The following is a 16,346-nucleotide window of genomic DNA, read 5'->3' on the forward strand; positions in this document are numbered from 1 at the left end:
CCTTTCGACGACCCACATCTTGTCATCGTTTTGACGACATGCTAGAACAGATGCGCGTGTTGACACCAGAGTCGACGAGTTTCCAGGAGGTGGATCCCGATGTTGATGCGCACCGACCCGTTCCGCGACTTCGACCGGCTCGCCCAGCAGGTCTTCGGTGCGGGCACCTGGTCGAAGCCGGCCGCGATGCCGATGGACGCCTACCGCGCCGGCGACGAGTTCGTGGTGTGCTTCGACCTCCCCGGTGTCGATCCCGGCGCCGTCGAGCTGGACGTCGAGCGCAACGTCCTCACGGTCAAGGCCGAACGACGGCCCCTGCCGACCGGTGACGCCGTCCGGATGCACGTCTCCGAGCGGCGGCTGGGCGTGTTCTCCCGCCAGCTGTTCCTCGGCGACACCCTGGACACCGAGCACATCACCGCGAGCTACGACGCCGGGGTGCTGACCGTCCGCATCCCGATCGTCGAGAAGGCGAAGCCGCGGCGCATCGAGATCGGCGGCGCCGGCGACCGCACGCAGATCGAAGCCTGACCCCCGGCGGGGCCGGGCGCGCCCGGCCCCGCTCCCACCGCGCCGAGGAGGGGTTTGCGGTGACTGCCACTTCCACGACGCGCGGAGCGACCCCCCCTGCTGGAGGAACTGCTCGCCCGGATCGCGGCCGACGTGCCGGGCAGCCTCGGCGCGGCGGTGTCCGTGCACCACCGTGGCGGTCCCCAGCGGTTGTCCGCCGCCCACGGGCTCGCCGGGGCCTTCGTCCCCGCCCAGCTGACCGGGTTCGGCGGCCCGGTCCCGACCGCGGGCCGCACCGGCGAGCCGGTGGTGACCGCGGACGTCTACGCCGACGACCGCTGGCCGTCCCTGACCCTGACCGGCCTGCTGGCACACCGCCCCGCCCTCGCCGCGGACTGGCCGCGGGTGCGCGGGGTCGCCGCCCTCCCCTCGACGGGGGACGCCGAGAGGACGCTGGTCCTGTCGGTGGCCCTCGACCGCGCCGCCACCGAAGAGACGGTGAACGTGCTGCGGCGTCACGAGCGGCTCGCCGCGATGGCCCTGGTCGTCACCGAAGCGGGCCGGCCGGACCGGACCGACCAGATGCTGGACCTCCTGCAGTCGCGAGCCGCACTGGAGGAAGCCAAGGGCATCGTCATCGCCCTGCGCCGCTGCGGCCCCGACGAAGCGTGGAACACCCTGCGGCGGGCGAGCCAGGAGTGCAACGTCAAGGTGCGCGAACTCGCCGTCGCGCTGGTGGAACTGCTCGGCGGCGCCCCGGCGCCCCAGCCGGACGGCGAGCGCACGATCCACCCCGGGCCGGCCGCCCGCCGCGCCGCCCAGCAGGTGCTGCACGCGCTGGAAGACCGCCGCCGCTGACCTTCAGGACCGTTCGACGCGGAAGACCGCGATGCGCTCCGCGGCCGCCGCGACGGCGTCCGGCGTCGGTGCGTCCGCCAGGCCGGTCGTCACGAACCGCTTCCCCACGCTCGGCGGGCTCGTTTCGACGAGCCGGCGCAGGACCGGCCGCCGCTCCGGCACCGGCAGCTCGGCCAGCCGCGCGGCCGACGAACGGCGGCCGCGGGTGAGCGTCACCTCACCCGCGGCCCGCACGTTCGCCACCCAGGCCGCCTTCGGATAGGCCTGGACGATGTAGCGGGCACCGTCGAGGGGGATGACCGCGATGGGGAACGTGCGGGGGACGCCGGTGCGCCGCCCGGGCACGGTGAGCAGGTGCATCGGGCCGAAGGCGACGCCGAGCCGCTGCAGGCCCACGACGATCTTGTTGCCGGCGTTGACCATCCGGCGGTAGCTCTGCGCTGTTGTCATACCCCGACGGTACACGAAATCATACGAAACTCATATGATCTGACTGTCGTAGCTACTCGCGGTCGGGGCCGGGCTTCGGTTCCGGCGGCAGCGGGTCCGGGACGGGTACCCCGCCGGGCTCCGGCAGCGGCCGGTCCGGGCCGGGCACCCCGGGCTCCGGGACGGCGGGCTCGGGCTGGACAGGCTCGGGTGACACGGGAGGTGCGGTCGACATCGGGCTTCCCTCCGCCTCGCTGCGCCGCCCGCGATTCGGACGGCGATCACCCGTGGGCTACCCGGGACGGCGGGTCGCGGAAACCCGTTGACCCTGACACCGTGTCAGGCGCTATCCCGGACCCATGACGCCTTTCCGCACCGCGATCGAGGTGGCCGCCGGGATCCGCCGCGGCGAGCTCTCGGCGCGTGACCTGACCGAACAGCTCTTCGCCCGCATCGACGCCTCGACCGTCAACGCCGTGATCGCGACCTGCCGCGACTTCGCGCTGGAGGCCGCTTCGGAGGCGGACCGGGCCGTGGCGCGCGGCGACGACGTCGGCCCGCTGCACGGCGTCCCGATGACGGTCAAGGACGCCTTCGCCGTGAAAGGCCTGCCGACGACCTGGGGCGAGCCGGCGTTCGCGGACTGCGTCGCGGACGAGGACGCGGCGGTCGTCGCCCGGCTGCGGGCCGCGGGCGCGCTCGTCGTGGGCAAGTCGAACGTGCACCACCTGCTGGCGGACTTCGGCCGGACCGAGAACCCGCTCCACGGGCGGACGCTCAACCCGCGCGACCACACCCGGACACCGGGCGGCTCGAGCGGTGGCGCCGCGGCCGCGCTCGCCGATGGCCTGACCTTCCTCGAGTACGGCTCCGACCTGGCCGGGTCGATCCGCATCCCGGCCGCCTACTGCGGCGTCTACGGCCTCAAGCCCACCGCCGGCACGGTGTCCCTGCGCGGGTTCCAGCCGCCGGGACCGCCCGCCCCGCTCGCCCGGGAATTCCCCGCGGCGGTCGGTCCGCTGGCCCGGTCGGCGGCCGACCTGCGGCTCGCCCTGGAAGTCACCGACGGCCCGCTGCGGCCCGCACGGCGGTCCCGGCTCGAGGACTTCCACGTCGGCGTCGTGCTCGACGACCCGGCCTGCCCGGTGACCGGCGAGGTCGGCGCGAAGCTGTCGGACGCCGTCGACGCACTGGCCCGCGCCGGGGTGCGGATCCGCGAAGGCTGGCCGGCGGACGTCGACCCGATCGCTCAGGCCGAGGCGTTCGGCTTCCAGGTGGAGCTGTTCTTCGCGAGCCAAGAAGGACGTGCACCGGCCGGGACCGCCGAGCAGGAGCGGCGGCGGGCGGCCTCGACCGCCGCGTGGGGCCGGTACTTCGCCGACGTTGACGGGTTTCTCTGCCCGACGGTGTTCACCACGGCGTTGGCCCACGACGACCGGCACCGCTACGAAGAGCAGGTGTTCTGGATCGCGCAGGCGTCACTGCCCGGGCTGCCGGCGGTCAGCGCGCCGGTGGGCGGGGCGCGGCCGGCCGGGCTGCAGGTCGTCGGGCCCGCGCACGAAGACGACACCGCGATCACTTTCGCGGAACTCGCCGCGGACGTCCTCGGCGGGTTCGTCCCGCCTGGGGAAGGATCGAGCCGTGTTCTCGATCGGTGATTTCGCCCGCCACGGCCGGGTTTCGGTCCGGATGCTGCGCCACTACGACGCGCTCGGCCTGCTGCGCCCGGCGCGCGTCGACCCCGCGACCGGCTACCGCAGCTACACCGCGGGCCAGCTCGCGCGGCTCAACCGGATCGTCGCGCTGAAGGACCTCGGGTTCACCCTGGAGCAGGTGGCCACGCTGCTGGCGGAGGAGGTCACGGTCGAGCAGGTGCGCGGCATGCTGGCGCTGCGGCGCGCGGAGCTGGAAGCCGCACTGGCCGAGGGCGCGGCCCGGCTGGCCCAGGTCGAAGCGCGGCTGCGGACCATCGAGGCGGAAGGCCGGCCGCCGGCCCACGACGTCGTCGTCAAGGAGCTGCCCGGCATGCGGGTGGTGGAGCTGACGGGCGTCGCGGCGGGGTTCGCGCCGGAGGCCATCGGGCCGGTCGTCCACCCGCTGTGCGCGGAGCTCGGCCGCCGCCTCCCCCTGGCGGACGTCACCCCGGCCGGCCGGCTGACCTGCTACTACGAGCAGCGCGCGGAGGACGAGGTCATCGTGCACGCCGCGGTCCCGGCGTCGGTCGGCGGCGGCGACCTCAACGGCTTGGTGGTGGCGGACCTGCCGCCCACCCGCGCGGCGACGCTCGTCCACCGCGGCGCGATCGACGGCGTCCTGCCCGGCTGGCAGGCGGTGGTGCGCTGGATCGACGACCACGGCTACCGGTCGGCCGGGCCGCAGCGGGAGGCGTACCTGGACTGCCCGGAGGATCCGGCGGGCTGGGTGACCGAGCTGCAGGAGCCGATCAGCTAGGCCGTGGGTGGTGGGCGTGGTCGCCCGAGGGGAGTTCGCGGTCCACGTGCTCCGCGTGGTGCAGGGCCTGGGCGAGCAGGCCGCGCACGTGGTTGTCGGCCGCCGAGTAGTACACGAACGTTCCTTCGCGGCGGCCCTTCACCAGGCCCGCCAGACGCAGTTTGGCCAGGTGCTGGCTGACCGCCGTCGGGGCGGCGCCGGCCAGTTCGGCCAGGCAGGCCACCGATGATTCGCCCTGCAGCAGCGCCCAGAGCACCTTGATGCGGGTCGGGTCGGCGAGCAGCCGGAAGGACTCCGCGGCCAGGTGGACCTGCTCTTCGGTGGGCATGTCGAACTCCGGCAGCGACGCGTGCATGGCGGTAACCTTACTACTTGCGTATCTGCGTACTTGCGCAGATAGACTGGTCACCATGACCGGACACGGACACGGACACGGACACGGCCACCGCCATCCGAAGTGGCGGCCGCACAGCCACGACAGCGCCGACCGCGTCGACCACGCGCTCGAAACCAGCCGGCGCGGGGTGCGCGCGCTCGTGTGGTCGTTCGCCGCGCTGTCCTTGACCGCCGTCGCGCAGCTGGTGCTCGTGCTGGTCACCGGGTCGGTGGCGCTGCTGGGCGACACCATCCACAACTTCGCCGACGCGCTGACCGCCGTCCCGCTCGGCGTCGCGTTCCTGCTCGGCCGCCGCGCCGCGACCCGCCGCTACACCTACGGTCTCGGGCGCGCGGAAGACCTGGCCGGCGTGGTCGTCGTGCTCGTGGTGGCGGCTTCGGCCGCGATCGCCGGCTACGAGTCGGTGGTGCGGCTGCTCGATCCGCAGCCGGTCGCGCACCCGTGGGCGGTCGCCGTGGCCGGAGCGATCGGCTTCGCCGGCAACGAACTCGTTGCGCGGTACCGGATCGGGGTCGGCCGCGAGATCGGCTCGGCCGCCCTGGTCGCCGACGGGCTGCACGCCCGCACAGACGGCTTCACGTCACTGGCCGTCGTCGCCGGCGCGGCCGGCATCGCCTTCGGCTTCCCCGCGGCGGACCCGATCGTCGGGCTCCTCATCACCGTCGCGATCCTGTTCGTCCTGCGCGACGCGGCGAAGGAGGTGTTCCGGCGCCTGCTGGACGCCGTCGACCCGGCGTCGGTCGAGTTGGCCGAGCGGACGGCCCGGGACGTCGATGGCGTGCTCGGTGCCCGGGACGTGCGGATGCGCTGGATCGGGCACCACCTGCGGGCCGAGCTGGCCGTGACGGTGGCGGCGGACCTGACCGTCGAGGCCGCCCACGCGCTGGCCCACGAGGTGGAACACCGGCTGCTGCACACCATCCCGCGCCTGACGGCGGTGGTGATCCACACCGAGCCGGCCACCGGGGCCGAGCACGCGCACGAGACCGTCGCCCACCACCGCCGGCTGATCAGCTGACGGGCTGCTTCGCCGGTTCCGGCTTCGGGCTCAGCACCCCGGCGAACACCGCCGCCAGCACGCACAGCACCACCGGCACCCCGAACGTCACGTTCAACGGCATCCACCGCGTCAGCCCGCCGATCAGCGCCGGGCCGGCCAGCAGGCCGACGTACCCGAGCCCGACCACCCGGGCCATCAACGCGCCCGACGCCCGCGTGTCCAGGTTGCCCGCCGCCGTGAACAGCTGCGGGACGCCACCCGAGAGGCCCAGGCCGAACAGCGCCCAGCCCACCAGGGACACCGGTACCCACGGGGCCGCCGCGGCCGTCGTCAGGCCGACCGCCGCCATCGCCGCTCCGTACCGGACGATCGCCGCCGGCCCCGCCCAAGCCGCGACGCGGTCGGTCAGGAAGCGGCCGGTCGTCATCGCCACCGCGAACGCGCCGTACGCCAGCGCCGCCGTGGACGCCGAGGTGCCGAGCACCTTTTCCATGTGCAGCGCGGCCCAGTCGTTCGCGACGCCCTCCGAGAGCATCAGCGCGAGCGCCAGCAGGCCGAGCAGCCAGACCGTGCGGCCCGGCGTCCGACGCGGGACGTCCGGCTCGGCGGCGCCGGACGAGGCGGACGAAGCGGGGGCAGGCGCCTCGGCCGGCTCCATCAGGAACCGCGCCGACAGCACGGAAAGCAGCACGCACAGCAGGCCGGTGGCGGTGAGGGTGACGCCGGTGGGGACGCCCGCGCCGAGCGTCGCCGCGCCGATGACCGCGGCGATCGCGCCGCCGATCGACCACATCGCGTGGAAGGCCGCCATGATCGGGCGCGGGTAGGCCCGCTCCACGATGACCGCGTGGGAGTTCATCCCGACGTCGATCGCGCCGTTGCCGAAGCCGAAGAAGATCAGCGACAGACCCAAGGCCCACCAGGAGTTCGCGAACCCCGGCCCGCACACCGCGAGCCCGAGCAGGACCCCGGCGGCGGGCACGAGCCGCCGGTGCCCGAGCCGGTCGACGAGCGGGCCCGCCACCTGCATGCCGGCGAACGCGGCGCCGCCGAGCACCAGCAGCAGCGCGCCGAGCGTGCTGTGCGAGATGCCCGTCGCGCGCTCGATGTTCGGGATGTGCACCACCCACATGCCCATCGCGAACCCGTTGAGGCCGAAGAACATGAAGGTCGCGAACCGGGCGGCGCGCGGGCGGGGCGGGACGGTCATCGGCTCTCCAAAGGGACGGCGACGTGCACGAGCGTGCCGCGCTCGGCCAGCGCGGCACGCTGGTCTGCGGGTGCTCCGGGGTCGGTGATCACGACGTCGGCGCGGTCGGCGGGACAGATGCGGGCGAGCGCGGCCCGGCCCCACTTGGCGCCGTCGGCGAGCACGATCGCCCGCCCCGCGACGTCGAGCGCGGCCTGCTTGACCTCGGCGTCGCCCAGGTCGAAGGCGGTGAGCCCGGAGTCGAGGCCGAACGCGCAGGGGCTGAGCACGGCGACGTCGAACCGCAGCGCCCGCAGCGACGCCAGCGTCAGCGGGCCCACCAGGGCCTGCTCCCCCGGCCGCGGTTCGCCGCCGGGCAGCAGCAGCCGGACGTCCGGGTCGTCGGCCAGCTCACGGACCGCGTGCAGGGACAGCGGCATCACGGTGATCGGGCGCCCGCGCAGCAGCCGCGCCAGCTCCAGCGCCGTCGTGCCGCTGTCGAGGACGACCGTCTCGCCGTCGCGGATCAGCTCCGCCGCCGCGGCGGCGATGGCCCGCTTCGCCGCGATCCCGGCCGTCGCGCGGGCCGCGAACGGGGGTTCGACCCCCGACGGCGCCGCCGGGACCGCGCCGCCGTGCACCCGGCGCAGCACGCCCCGGGACGCCAGGTGGTCGAGGTCGCGGCGGACGGTCATCTCGGACGCGCCGGTGGCCGCTGCCAGCTCGGCGACGCCCACCTGGTCGGTGTCCCGCAGCCGCTCCACGATCACCCGTTGCCGTTCCGCGCTCTTCACGCCGTGATGCTCGCAAGCCGCCCGCGTTCGCACAACTGGTTTGTTCATTCGCTCACGCCGATTGTGCGAACGATCGCTGCGGCATGATGGTCCCGTGCACGCCGCCGAGACCACCGCGACCCCGTGACCGGGGGCTACCTGAAGGGCCGGATCCGCCGCGAAGACATCATCACGGCGGCGGCCGCGGCGTACGGCGAACTCGGCTACCACGGCTCGTCGCTGCGCGAGATCGCCAAGCGCGTCGGGATTTCCCACGCCGGCCTCCTCTACTACTTCCCCACGAAGGAAGCCCTGCTCGCCGCGGTGCTCGAACGCCGGGACGCCGAGGACTCCGAACGCGAGCAGCTGACCGTGCCGCCCGGGCTGGCGGTCCTGCGCCACTTCGTCGCGCTCGCCGAGCACAACGTCCGCCACCCCGGGATCGTCGACCTCTACTCCCGGCTCGCCGCCGAAGCGGTCGCCGCCGACCACCCGGCGCACGAGTACTTCGTGCGCCACTACCGGGCCGCGCGCGACGGCGTGCACGAGTCGTTCGAAGCCCTCGCGGCCCGCGGCGAACTGCGGGACGGCGTCGAGCCCGCGATGGCGGCGCTGACGTTCATCGCGCTGATGGACGGCCTGCAGGTGCAGTGGCTGACCGTGCCCGGCGACGTCGATCTGGTCGGCTCGCTGCGCTTCTACCTGCAGAACCTGCTCACCGTCCCGCTCTAAAGGGTCTTCGCGTACGGGTCCCACCCCGCCGGCAGCAACGGCGGGACGTCGACGGTGCTCGCGACCTCCACGCTCTGCCCGCGCGTCATGGATTCGTCGATGGCCAGCATCGCGTCGAGCACGTGGTAGGCCAGCTCGCCGGACGCGCGTTCCGGCACACCGGCCCGGATCGCCCGGGCCAGTTCCAGCGCGCCGGTGCCGCGCGAAGCCGCGTGTCCTCGCGGCGCCAGCTCTTCCGGCTCGTCGAGGTCGAGCAGGTGCAGCCGGGTCGGCTCGTCGAACCGGTTGGGGTCCGGCAGCACGGCGGTGCCGAGCGTGCCGGTCAGTTCGAGCAGCGCGGGCCGCTTGAGCGCCGAGTCGAAGCTCAGGACCAGCTGCGCCGAGGCCCGCTCGAATTCCACGAGCGCGGTGACCGTCGTCGGCACCGACACCGGGAACTCCGTGCCCGCCCGCGGCCCGGTCCCGACGACCCGGGTGTCGCGGGCCCGCCCGCCGGCCCCGGTGACACGCCGGATCGGGCCGAGCAGGTGCACCAGTGCCGTCAGGTAGTACGGGCCCATGTCGAGCAGCGGCCCGCCGCCGGGCTGGAAGTAGAACTCCGGCGCCGGGTGCCACCGCTCCGGCCCCGGCACCTGGAACAGCGCCAGCGCGGTCAGAGGGCGGCCGATCCGGCCCGCGTCGACGGCCTGCCGCGCGGTCTGCAGCGCGGCGCCGAGCACGGTGTCGGGCGCGCTCGCCAAGCGCAGGTCCTTCTCGCGGGCGCGGTCGAGGAGCTTGCGGCCGGTCTCGCGGTCGAGCGCGAGGGGCTTCTCCGTCCACACGTGCTTGCCCGCTTCGAGCGCGGCGAGCCCGACCTCGGCGTGCGCGGCCGGGACGGTCAGGTTGACGACCAGCTCGACGTCCGGGTCGGTCAGCAGCTCGGCCACGGTGCCCGAGCGCGGCACGCCGTGCTCGGCCGCGCGGGCCGCCGCGCGCCCGGTGTCGAGGTCGGCGACCCGCACCACGCGGACGTCCGGGAAGGCGGTGAGGTTCTCGAGGTAGGTGCCGCTGATGACGCCGGTGCCGATGATGCCGACGCCGACCGGGCCGCCGGTCACCGGTCCGCGCCGGTCAGGAAGGCGTGGCTGGCGGCGATGGCCTCGAAGAGGTCTCCGTCAAAGGCGTCGAACTCGACCACGCGCAGCGCGTCCGGCGCGGCGGCGAGCACCTCGGCCACCGGAACCCGGCCCTGACCGGCCGGGACCTGGCCGGTGGCGTCGGTGGCGAGCCCGCCGTCCTTGACGTGGATGGCCCGCACCCGGTCGCCGAGCCGCCGCAGCAGGGCGGGCGCGTCCTCGCCGCCCGCGGTGGCCCAGTACGTGTCGACCTCCAGGGCGACCGCCGGGTCGAGCTGCTCGGCGAACACCTCGAAGGCGCTGCGGCCGTCGATCCGGGACTGCAGTTCCCACCAGTGGTTGTGGTAGCCGACGCGGACGCCGTGCTCGGCCGCGAGCTTCGCGGCGGCGTTCAGCCCGTCCGCGGTGGCCGCTATGTCGGCCGGCTGCTGCCACCGCTCGGGCGGCACGTACGGGTCGATCACCAGGCCGATGCCCAGCTCGGCCGCGGCCGCGAACACGGCGTGCCGGTCGGCGCCCAGCAGCTGCGCGTGCGCGGTCGGGGCGGTCAGGCCGTTGGCGGGCAGCCCGGCCCGCAGTGCTTCGGCGTTCTCGAGGACGCCGTACGGCTCGACCTGCGTGAAGCCGATCGCGGCGAGCCGCCGCAGGGTGTCGGCGGGATCGGCCGCAAAGGCGTCCCGGACCGAATACAGCTGCACGGAAGGCACGCTCATCACCGGCTCCTCCACTTCCCCGTGGCGGCCGTCCGCCGCGGCTCCTCAATTTCTACCATCTGGTCAAAATTGTGACCAGGGAATTCTTCGGACTCGGGGTGCCCCGGTTCACCCGAACGGGGTTTTGGTTACCGCCTGATGGGGCAGTAACGCCAAGAGCAGGGAGCCAGGCCGATCCGGGAGGTGCCGGTAGTGGACAGGGCAGGGAACGAAAGGGACACGGGGGCCACCGCCGGGCACCCGGCTTCCCGTCGCGACCTGACGGACCTGTCCGAGGCCGCGCGCGACCTCGACCGGCGGATCGAGCAGCACCTTGAGCGCCTGCGCCGCGAACGCGACCGGCGCGCCGCCGACATCCCCGGCCAGCGGCTCCGCCCCGGCGGCTGAAGCCCCGGCAGCTGCCCGAGTCCACCTCCGCTTCACCGCGCGGACGCGACCTACTACTCTGGGTGGCCCAACGCCGCCCGCCGAAGTCCTGCGAGGTCGCCATGTCCGGCACGCCGTCCGCGCTGTCCCCGAGCCAGACGCCGGTGGGGGTCGACCCCGCCCGGCCGAGCATCGCGCGGATCTACGACGGGTTCCTCGGCGGCCACAACTTCTACGAAGTCGACCGCGTGGTGATGGACAAGATCCGCACCGCCGTCCCGGAAGCGGTGGACATCGCCCGCGGCAACCGCGGGTTCCACAACCGCGCGCTGCGGATGCTGGCCAACCAGACCGGAATCCACCAGTACCTCGACTGCGGGTCCGGCCTGCCGACGGCCGAGAACACCCACCAGATCGTGCAGCGCATCGACAAGGACAACACGGTCGTCTACATCGACAACGACCCCGTGGTCCTCGCCCACGGGCGTGCGCTGCTCGTCGAGAACGACTTCACGCACATGGTGGAGGCGGACATCTTCAAGCCGCAGGACGTCCTGGGCCACCGGGATGTCCTGGCGCACGTCGACTTCTCCGAGCCGGTCGCGCTGCTGCAGGTGGGCACGATGCACCACTTCGAGGGCGACGGCGTCGTCGACCTCATGCGCGAGTACATCGACGCGCTGCCGTCGGGCTCGTACGTGGTGCTGTCGCACTTCTTCGACCCCGAAGTGCCGGAGCTGACCGCGATCGCCAAGCGCATCGAGCAGATCCTGGTCTCCGGCCCGCTCGGCGCCGGCCGCTTCCGCACCCGCGCGGAGATCGAAGCCATGATGGCCGGCCTCGAACTGGTCCAGCCGAACGCGACGTCCGGCCCGGGCATGGCGGTCTGTGACGAGTGGTGGCCGGACGGCCCCCGGCTCACGCCGCTCAGCGACTCGGCCAAGTGCGTCGCCGGGATCGTCGGCTACAAGCCCTAGCTGTTCTGTCCGGGGAGGTTGCGATCGTGGTGACACGTGATCGGATGATCCTGGTGTGAGGGAGGGCCTGCGGGTTCGGTGTGGATTGCGACATCTGCACCGGTGACCTGGAGGCCCTCGTGACCCACGCTAACGCACCCCTGACCCCGACCGGCAGACTCCGGCTGGCCCGATGCATCGTCGAAGACCACTGGCCGCTGCGGCGGGCCGCCGAACGGTTCCAGGTGTCGGTCTCCACCGCCGCCCGATGGGCCGGCCGCTATCGCGACCTCGGCGAAGCCGGCATGGCCGATCGGTCCAGCCGCCCGCGCACCAGTCCGGCCCGGACACCGACACCGACCGAGCGGCGAGTCATCAAGGTCCGGGTGATCCGCCGGTGGGGACCCGCGCGGATCGCCTACCTGCTCGGCCTCAACCCCTCCACGGTGCACCGGATCCTGTCCCGCTACCGGCTCGCCCCGCTCACCCACCTCGATCGGGCCACCGCCACCCCATTCGCCGCTACGAGCACGCCGCGCCCGGTGACCTGGTGCACGTGGACATCAAGAAGCCGGGCAACATCCCCGACGGCGGCGGCCACCGGGCCGCTCAGCCGCGTCCCCAACCTCACAGGTCAGTACACCTAGCACCTCACCCTTCCGGTTCTTCGGTCGCTTCCTCGGCCGGCGACGCGCCGTCGCGCAGCCACTTCAGCTTGACCTCGAACTGGCCCTGCAGCCCGGTGCGCGCGATCACGGCCCCGGCCTGGGCGTCGAGCTTGACGCCGAACTTGAGCTCGACCTCGTCCGGGCCGAGGTCACGGAACTGGGCCAGCGCGGCGGACGCGGCCGCGCGGACCTCGCCCAGGGCGTGCTCGAAGGTCGTGGTCGCCTTGCGGAGCACCCCCGAAGGCACCGACGCCTGTTCCAGGCCCGGTTCCCCTTCGACCTCGACGACCACCGAACCGCCGTCGGCCAGCGGGAAACGCACGAACTCCTGCACCGGATCTCCTTCTTCCACACGGGTTCAGCACGGCAGGGTGAGCCACTGGTCCGGGGCGATGCCCCGGCGCACCGCCTCCAGCTCCCCGAGCAGGGTGTCCAGCCGGTCGGGGTGGGCCAGGTACTCCAGCACCGCCTGGTAGAACGCGCTGGTCATCGCCGAGGGCATCAGGTCCGACGCGTCGAAGCAGAGGTCGGTGCCGTCGGCCAGGGTCGTCGCGATCCGCCGGGTCACGTCGCTGCCGTAGACGCCCTGGCGGACGAGACGCTGGTGCACCGAGAACGTCGTCCCGCCGGACGGCCAGATCCGCTGCCCCTGTTCCCCGGCCAGGTAGACCATGAGCCGGCGCGCGGCCGGGGTGTCGCGGAACATCCCGGCGAGGTCGGCCGCCACCTCCGACCGCGCGGTTTTCCCGGTGCCCGGGAACGGGAAGAACCGGAAGTCCCGGTCGGGCACGGGCGGCCCGGCCGGCCGCGGGACCGCCAGGTAGCCGCCGATCGCGAACGAGCCGAGGTGCTCCAGCAGGCAGCGGGGCGGATCGGCGAACAGGCCCCGGCCGGCGTCGGCGAACGAGGTGAGCAGGGCCGCCGTGCTGCCACCGCGGACCGCGCCCGGCGCCAGGACCAGCGTGCCCCACCGCTGCCACGCGTCGCGCACGATCTCGTCGGTCCACGCCAGCTCGCCGGCCGCCCACTTGGCGTACTTGTCCGGAGCCAGGTGCAGCAGGATGTCCTCGAGCCAGTCGGTGCCCGGGAACCCGGAGTTCGGCGGCGCCCCCATGCCGAGGCACCACGGCTGCTGCCCGGCGGCGGAAAGCCGCCGGGAGGTCGCCACGAGCGCGTCCCAGGTGTCCGGCGGGTCCTCCCGGAACCTGTCCGGGTCGTACCAGACGATGCTCTTCAGGTCCGCCTTCACCACGACCGTGTACATCGTGTTCCCGCCGAGCTGCTGCAATTTCCGCCATGACGAGCTGTACGCGGCGGTCGCGTCCGCGTCGAGGACGCCGTCGAGGGGTTTCAGCTGGCCGGAATGCGCGTAACCGGCCAGCTCGGCCGGGTTGGACAGCACCGCCACGTCGGGCGGGGTGCCCTGCTGCAGGTCCCCGCGCAGCACCTGGTTCTGCGCGCGGGTGCCCTGGTAGCGCGTCTGGATCCCGGTTTCGCGGGTGAACCCGTCGAGGACCCGCAGGAACGCCGTCTGCTCGTCGCCGGTCCACGACCCCAGCACGGTCAGCGGCTCCGCGCCGGTCCCGGCGGCACACCCGGAGATCAGGAGCACGAGGGCCAGTACCGAACCGGCGCAGCGCCTCATCACGGCTCTCTCCTCCCGCGGAACCGGTATTCGTCGACCCGGGGTTGCAGGCCGCCCACCGCCAGGACGCCGATTCCGGCGGCCAGCAGCGGAATCCCGTAGCCGAGCACTCCGGTCCAGCCCGGTTCGGTGAGTCCCGGGCCCAGCAGCGCCGATTCGTCGACGGCGCCCGGCGGCGCGTCCGGGACGTCGGGCGGGACGGGTGTCCCGGCGGCGAACGCGGTCACCGTGTCACCGCACGCGGCCACTCCCTCGATCCCGCACTGGGCGGTCAGCACGTGGGCGAGGGTCCACCGGGCGTCGCCGGCGGCAGCCGAAGTGGCCGCGGACCGCGCGTCGACGGTCTGCTCCAGCGCGGCGCCGCCGTCCCGGGCGTCGGATTGGATGCCGAGCAGCAGCGCCGTTCCCGCGCCCAGCAGCACGCAGGCCACCGTGGCGGCCAGCAGCGCGGTGTTCACCGTGCGCCGGAACCGCCGGGCGAGGAACCGCTGCGCCCAGACGAGCGTGGCGAGCAGCAGGACCAGCGGCACCGCCCACAGCACCGTGATCGCGGGATCCAGCCAGTTCGCCCCGAGCTGCCGGTCGAGGGCGGCGCGCTGGGCGGCCTCGAGCGCGTCGAGCCGGGCGAGGATCCCGTTCGACGGCGCGGTCAGCAGGTCCGACGCGGACTGCAGGTTGCTCGCGGCGAGCGGGCCGCCCGAGTCCTCCCGGAAGTAGGCGTCGGCGCGCCCGATGAAGCCGTTGTACGACGGCAGCAGCCCTTCGATCAACAGCAGCGTCTGGCTGCCCGCCTCGCCCGCCGCGTTGTGCTCGGCGACCTGGGCCAGCTGCTGGCTCGTCCGGGCGATTTCGTCCTCGTACTGCTCACTGGGGCCGGTCAGGCGCGCTTGCCGGGCCTCGAACGCGGTCACCGCGGCGCGGTGCGCGGCCACGATCGCCTCCTTGGCCAGCGACACCTCGAGCACCGCGGGCGCGGTCCGCTCCCGCACCTCGGCGATGCTGGCCCGCACGCCGAGGAACGTCGCCAGTGCCGTCCCCAGCACCAGCACGCTGCCGGCCACGAGCCCGAGCCGCAGCCACCACAGGGTCTGCCGGGTGGCGCTGGTCGCGGTCACGACGGCGTTCCCGCCTCGAACGGCGGCTCGCCGCAGTGCCCGCACCGCTTCGCCGTCGGCCGCGCTTTATGTCCACAGTGGACGCACTCGCGCGGTGGGCCGCCGGGTTCGGGCGGGGCGGCGACGGCGGCGGGTTCCGCCGGACCGGCGAAGCTGGAGATGGTCGAACCGAGCACCAGGGAGAAGCCGTCCCGGGGGCGGACGCTGTCCTTGATCGCGACCGTGCCGTCGTCGTGCACGTCGATCAGCCGGCCGAGGCGCTTGAGGATCTCCGCGTTGCCCAGCCCGGTCGCCAGCCGGACCGCGGTACCCCATTCGCGCGCCGCCGCCACCCGGTCGTCGCGCTGGAAGGCGTCCCAGCCGGCCCGGACCGCGCGGCCCAGTTCGGCCTGCCCGGTGACGCGGGCGACGTTGTCGTCCGGCACGCTGGAGAGCGCCAGGTCGTCGGTCAGGTAGCCGATGACGGCCTGCTGTTCGCCGACCGGTTCGTCGGCCCCCGCGAAGAGCGTGACGGTGCCCAGCAACCGGTCGTCGTACCGCGTCAGCTCCCCCGCTTCGACGTCGAGGCAGAGGTGGTACTCGCGCAGCTCGTCGCCCCACGCCCCGGTGGGCAGCTCGAGCACGCGGCCTTCGGCACGGACCTGCGAGGTGAGTTCGACCTCGGTCGGGAAGACCTGCTTGACGAACCGCAGCCGGCTGTAGGGCATCGTGGTCACCCGCAGCCGCAGGTCCGGCACGGTCCGGCCCATCGCCCGCTCGACCAGGCGCCGGAAGTCCCCGGCGAGCTCCGCGTCCTCCAGGACGGCGTCCGCGCTGCCGCGCAGCACAGCCGCGATCCGCTGCAGGTCCCGCGGATCCCAGTCGTCGCCGATTCCCCGCGCGTCACAGGCGAACCGGCCCCGGCAGCGGTCGAGCGCGGCGTCCAGCGCCCCCCGGTGGTCGGACTCGTTCTTGCCGTCGGTGAGCAGCACCGCGTGCCGGATGACGGCCGGGGTCGTCTCGAACAGGTCCCGGGCCAGGTCCAGCCACGTGCTCATCGCCGTGCCGCCCCCGGCGATCAGCCCGGCGGCCGCGGCCTTGGCCTCGTGGCGGGTCCGCTCGCCGGCCACCGCCAGCGGCGGCTCGGCCGGGTACACGAGCCGGGCCCGGCTGGTGCATTCGACCACGCCGAACAGCACGCCGTCCCGCAGCGAGCCGATGGCCGCACGGCAGGCGTGCCGGGCGGCTTCGATCTTCGTCGGCGGCCAGTCCATCGAGCTGGAGCAGTCCACCAGCAGCAGCTCGGCGGTCGGCGGCAGGCCGGCCGCCGGCACCCCGGCGTCGCCCACCCGCACGGTGAGCACGACGTCCATCCGGTCGTCCGAGGGCGCCAGGTACTTGTTCTGGTCGAGCTGCAGGGTGAACGACGGGCGGTCCCGGTCGGGCATCC

At 73.8% G+C, this 16,346-nt stretch carries 19 protein-coding genes and 1 pseudogene; 9 read left to right on the plus strand and 11 right to left on the minus strand.

Features of this window, described 5'->3' with window-relative positions; genetic code table 11:
- The first annotated feature begins 99 nt into the window (after positions 1–99).
- Positions 100–531 (plus strand): Hsp20/alpha crystallin family protein, encoded by a 432-nt coding sequence (locus QRY02_RS20120; protein WP_285993070.1) that lies wholly within the window; start codon positions 100–102, stop codon positions 529–531.
- A 132-nt stretch (positions 532–663) separates the two neighbouring features.
- Positions 664–1,368 carry an ANTAR domain-containing protein gene (locus QRY02_RS20125; RefSeq protein ID WP_285993071.1) on the plus strand — a complete coding sequence of 235 codons (705 nt, stop codon included), beginning with the start codon at positions 664–666 and terminating at the stop codon, positions 1,366–1,368.
- A 3-nt stretch (positions 1,369–1,371) separates the two neighbouring features.
- Here QRY02_RS20125 and QRY02_RS20130 read toward each other — a convergent pair whose 3' ends face one another.
- Together QRY02_RS20130 and QRY02_RS20135 are read right to left on the minus strand one after the other, a co-directional pair.
- On the minus strand, positions 1,372–1,818 hold the full coding sequence (locus tag QRY02_RS20130) for a nitroreductase family deazaflavin-dependent oxidoreductase (protein ID WP_285993072.1): 447 nt from the start codon (positions 1,816–1,818) through the stop codon (positions 1,372–1,374).
- Between the two features lie 52 nt (positions 1,819–1,870).
- On the minus strand, positions 1,871–2,032 hold the full coding sequence (locus tag QRY02_RS20135) for a hypothetical protein (protein ID WP_285993073.1): 162 nt from the start codon (positions 2,030–2,032) through the stop codon (positions 1,871–1,873).
- Positions 2,033–2,156: 124 nt separating this feature from the next.
- Here QRY02_RS20135 and QRY02_RS20140 point away from each other — a divergent pair, with 124 nt between their 5' ends.
- Together QRY02_RS20140 and QRY02_RS20145 are read left to right on the plus strand one after the other, a co-directional pair.
- Entirely contained in the window at positions 2,157–3,455 is a 1,299-nt protein-coding gene (locus QRY02_RS20140; RefSeq protein WP_285993074.1) for an amidase family protein, read from the plus strand.
- Positions 3,439–4,248, plus strand: a complete 810-nt coding sequence (locus tag QRY02_RS20145; RefSeq protein WP_285993075.1) for a MerR family transcriptional regulator — start codon at positions 3,439–3,441, stop codon at positions 4,246–4,248. Before QRY02_RS20140 ends, QRY02_RS20145 begins: the two co-directional genes overlap by 17 nt.
- Here the strand turns inward: QRY02_RS20145 and QRY02_RS20150 are convergent.
- Positions 4,241–4,603, minus strand: a complete 363-nt coding sequence (locus QRY02_RS20150) for an ArsR/SmtB family transcription factor (RefSeq protein ID WP_285993076.1) — start codon at positions 4,601–4,603, stop codon at positions 4,241–4,243. The two genes, QRY02_RS20145 and QRY02_RS20150, sit on opposite strands and share 8 nt — an antisense overlap.
- 55 nt (positions 4,604–4,658) lie before the next feature.
- Here QRY02_RS20150 and QRY02_RS20155 point away from each other — a divergent pair, with 55 nt between their 5' ends.
- Positions 4,659–5,663: a cation diffusion facilitator family transporter gene (locus QRY02_RS20155; RefSeq protein WP_285993077.1), complete on the plus strand. Its 1,005-nt coding sequence runs from the start codon at positions 4,659–4,661 to the stop codon at positions 5,661–5,663.
- On the opposite strand, the gene QRY02_RS20160 is transcribed toward QRY02_RS20155, so the two are convergent.
- A complete protein-coding gene (locus QRY02_RS20160) occupies positions 5,656–6,855 on the minus strand; it encodes an MFS transporter (protein ID WP_285993078.1) in 1,200 nt (399 codons plus the stop codon). The two genes, QRY02_RS20155 and QRY02_RS20160, sit on opposite strands and share 8 nt — an antisense overlap.
- Positions 6,852–7,628: a DeoR/GlpR family DNA-binding transcription regulator gene (locus tag QRY02_RS20165; RefSeq protein WP_285993079.1), complete on the minus strand. Its 777-nt coding sequence runs from the start codon at positions 7,626–7,628 to the stop codon at positions 6,852–6,854. Before QRY02_RS20165 ends, QRY02_RS20160 begins: the two co-directional genes overlap by 4 nt.
- Before the next feature lie 123 nt (positions 7,629–7,751).
- On the opposite strand from QRY02_RS20165, the gene QRY02_RS20170 reads away from it, so the two are divergent.
- Positions 7,752–8,339: a TetR/AcrR family transcriptional regulator gene (locus tag QRY02_RS20170; RefSeq protein WP_285993080.1), complete on the plus strand. Its 588-nt coding sequence runs from the start codon at positions 7,752–7,754 to the stop codon at positions 8,337–8,339.
- Here QRY02_RS20170 and QRY02_RS20175 read toward each other — a convergent pair.
- On the minus strand, positions 8,336–9,436 hold the full coding sequence (locus tag QRY02_RS20175) for a Gfo/Idh/MocA family protein (protein ID WP_285993081.1): 1,101 nt from the start codon (positions 9,434–9,436) through the stop codon (positions 8,336–8,338). The genes QRY02_RS20170 and QRY02_RS20175 overlap by 4 nt on opposite strands.
- A complete protein-coding gene (locus QRY02_RS20180; RefSeq protein WP_285993082.1) occupies positions 9,433–10,167 on the minus strand; it encodes a sugar phosphate isomerase/epimerase family protein in 735 nt (244 codons plus the stop codon). Before QRY02_RS20180 ends, QRY02_RS20175 begins: the two co-directional genes overlap by 4 nt.
- 192 nt (positions 10,168–10,359) lie before the next feature.
- On the opposite strand from QRY02_RS20180, the gene QRY02_RS20185 reads away from it, so the two are divergent.
- From QRY02_RS20185 to QRY02_RS20195, 3 genes and pseudogenes are all read left to right on the plus strand, one after another.
- Entirely contained in the window at positions 10,360–10,554 is a 195-nt protein-coding gene (locus QRY02_RS20185) for a hypothetical protein (RefSeq protein ID WP_285993083.1), read from the plus strand.
- A gap of 101 nt (positions 10,555–10,655) precedes the next feature.
- A complete protein-coding gene (locus tag QRY02_RS20190) occupies positions 10,656–11,510 on the plus strand; it encodes an SAM-dependent methyltransferase (RefSeq protein ID WP_285993872.1) in 855 nt (284 codons plus the stop codon).
- Between the two features lie 119 nt (positions 11,511–11,629).
- Positions 11,630–12,093, plus strand: a pseudogene (locus QRY02_RS20195) (helix-turn-helix domain-containing protein); the annotation flags it as partial.
- Between the two features lie 47 nt (positions 12,094–12,140).
- Here the strand turns inward: QRY02_RS20195 and QRY02_RS20200 are convergent.
- The 4 genes from QRY02_RS20200 to QRY02_RS20215 are packed head-to-tail and all read right to left on the minus strand — an operon-like array spanning position 12,141 to position 16,344.
- Positions 12,141–12,491, minus strand: a complete 351-nt coding sequence (locus QRY02_RS20200) for a CU044_2847 family protein (RefSeq protein WP_285993084.1) — start codon at positions 12,489–12,491, stop codon at positions 12,141–12,143.
- A 24-nt stretch (positions 12,492–12,515) separates the two neighbouring features.
- A complete protein-coding gene (locus tag QRY02_RS20205) occupies positions 12,516–13,802 on the minus strand; it encodes an ABC transporter substrate-binding protein (protein WP_285993873.1) in 1,287 nt (428 codons plus the stop codon).
- Positions 13,802–14,917 carry a GlnX family signal transduction membrane protein gene (locus tag QRY02_RS20210; protein ID WP_285993085.1) on the minus strand — a complete coding sequence of 372 codons (1,116 nt, stop codon included), beginning with the start codon at positions 14,915–14,917 and terminating at the stop codon, positions 13,802–13,804. Before QRY02_RS20210 ends, QRY02_RS20205 begins: the two co-directional genes overlap by 1 nt.
- Positions 14,914–16,344: a vWA domain-containing protein gene (locus tag QRY02_RS20215; RefSeq protein WP_285993086.1), complete on the minus strand. Its 1,431-nt coding sequence runs from the start codon at positions 16,342–16,344 to the stop codon at positions 14,914–14,916. The genes QRY02_RS20210 and QRY02_RS20215 overlap by 4 nt, the downstream gene beginning before the upstream one ends.
- Between the last annotated feature and the right edge of the window lie 2 nt (positions 16,345–16,346).

Origin of the sequence: Amycolatopsis sp. DG1A-15b (assembly GCF_030285645.1) — a bacterium.
In the GTDB taxonomy this organism is placed as follows: Bacteria; Actinomycetota; Actinomycetes; order Mycobacteriales; family Pseudonocardiaceae; genus Amycolatopsis.

Excerpts from the sequence above, each read along its gene's own strand:
- QRY02_RS20120 (WP_285993070.1), top strand. The coding sequence starts at position 100 with ATGTTGATGCGCACCGACCCGTTCCGCGACTTCGACCGGCTCGCCCAG.
- QRY02_RS20205 (WP_285993873.1), bottom strand. The coding sequence starts at position 13,802 with ATGAGGCGCTGCGCCGGTTCGGTACTGGCCCTCGTGCTCCTGATCTCC.
- QRY02_RS20160 (WP_285993078.1), bottom strand. The coding sequence starts at position 6,855 with ATGACCGTCCCGCCCCGCCCGCGCGCCGCCCGGTTCGCGACCTTCATG.
- QRY02_RS20135 (WP_285993073.1), bottom strand. The coding sequence starts at position 2,032 with ATGTCGACCGCACCTCCCGTGTCACCCGAGCCTGTCCAGCCCGAGCCC.
- QRY02_RS20130 (WP_285993072.1), bottom strand. The coding sequence starts at position 1,818 with ATGACAACAGCGCAGAGCTACCGCCGGATGGTCAACGCCGGCAACAAG.
- QRY02_RS20155 (WP_285993077.1), top strand. The coding sequence starts at position 4,659 with ATGACCGGACACGGACACGGACACGGACACGGCCACCGCCATCCGAAG.
- QRY02_RS20140 (WP_285993074.1), top strand. The coding sequence starts at position 2,157 with ATGACGCCTTTCCGCACCGCGATCGAGGTGGCCGCCGGGATCCGCCGC.
- QRY02_RS20215 (WP_285993086.1), bottom strand. The coding sequence starts at position 16,344 with ATGCCCGACCGGGACCGCCCGTCGTTCACCCTGCAGCTCGACCAGAAC.
- QRY02_RS20190 (WP_285993872.1), top strand. The coding sequence starts at position 10,656 with ATGTCCGGCACGCCGTCCGCGCTGTCCCCGAGCCAGACGCCGGTGGGG.
- QRY02_RS20180 (WP_285993082.1), bottom strand. The coding sequence starts at position 10,167 with ATGAGCGTGCCTTCCGTGCAGCTGTATTCGGTCCGGGACGCCTTTGCG.
- QRY02_RS20150 (WP_285993076.1), bottom strand. The coding sequence starts at position 4,603 with ATGCACGCGTCGCTGCCGGAGTTCGACATGCCCACCGAAGAGCAGGTC.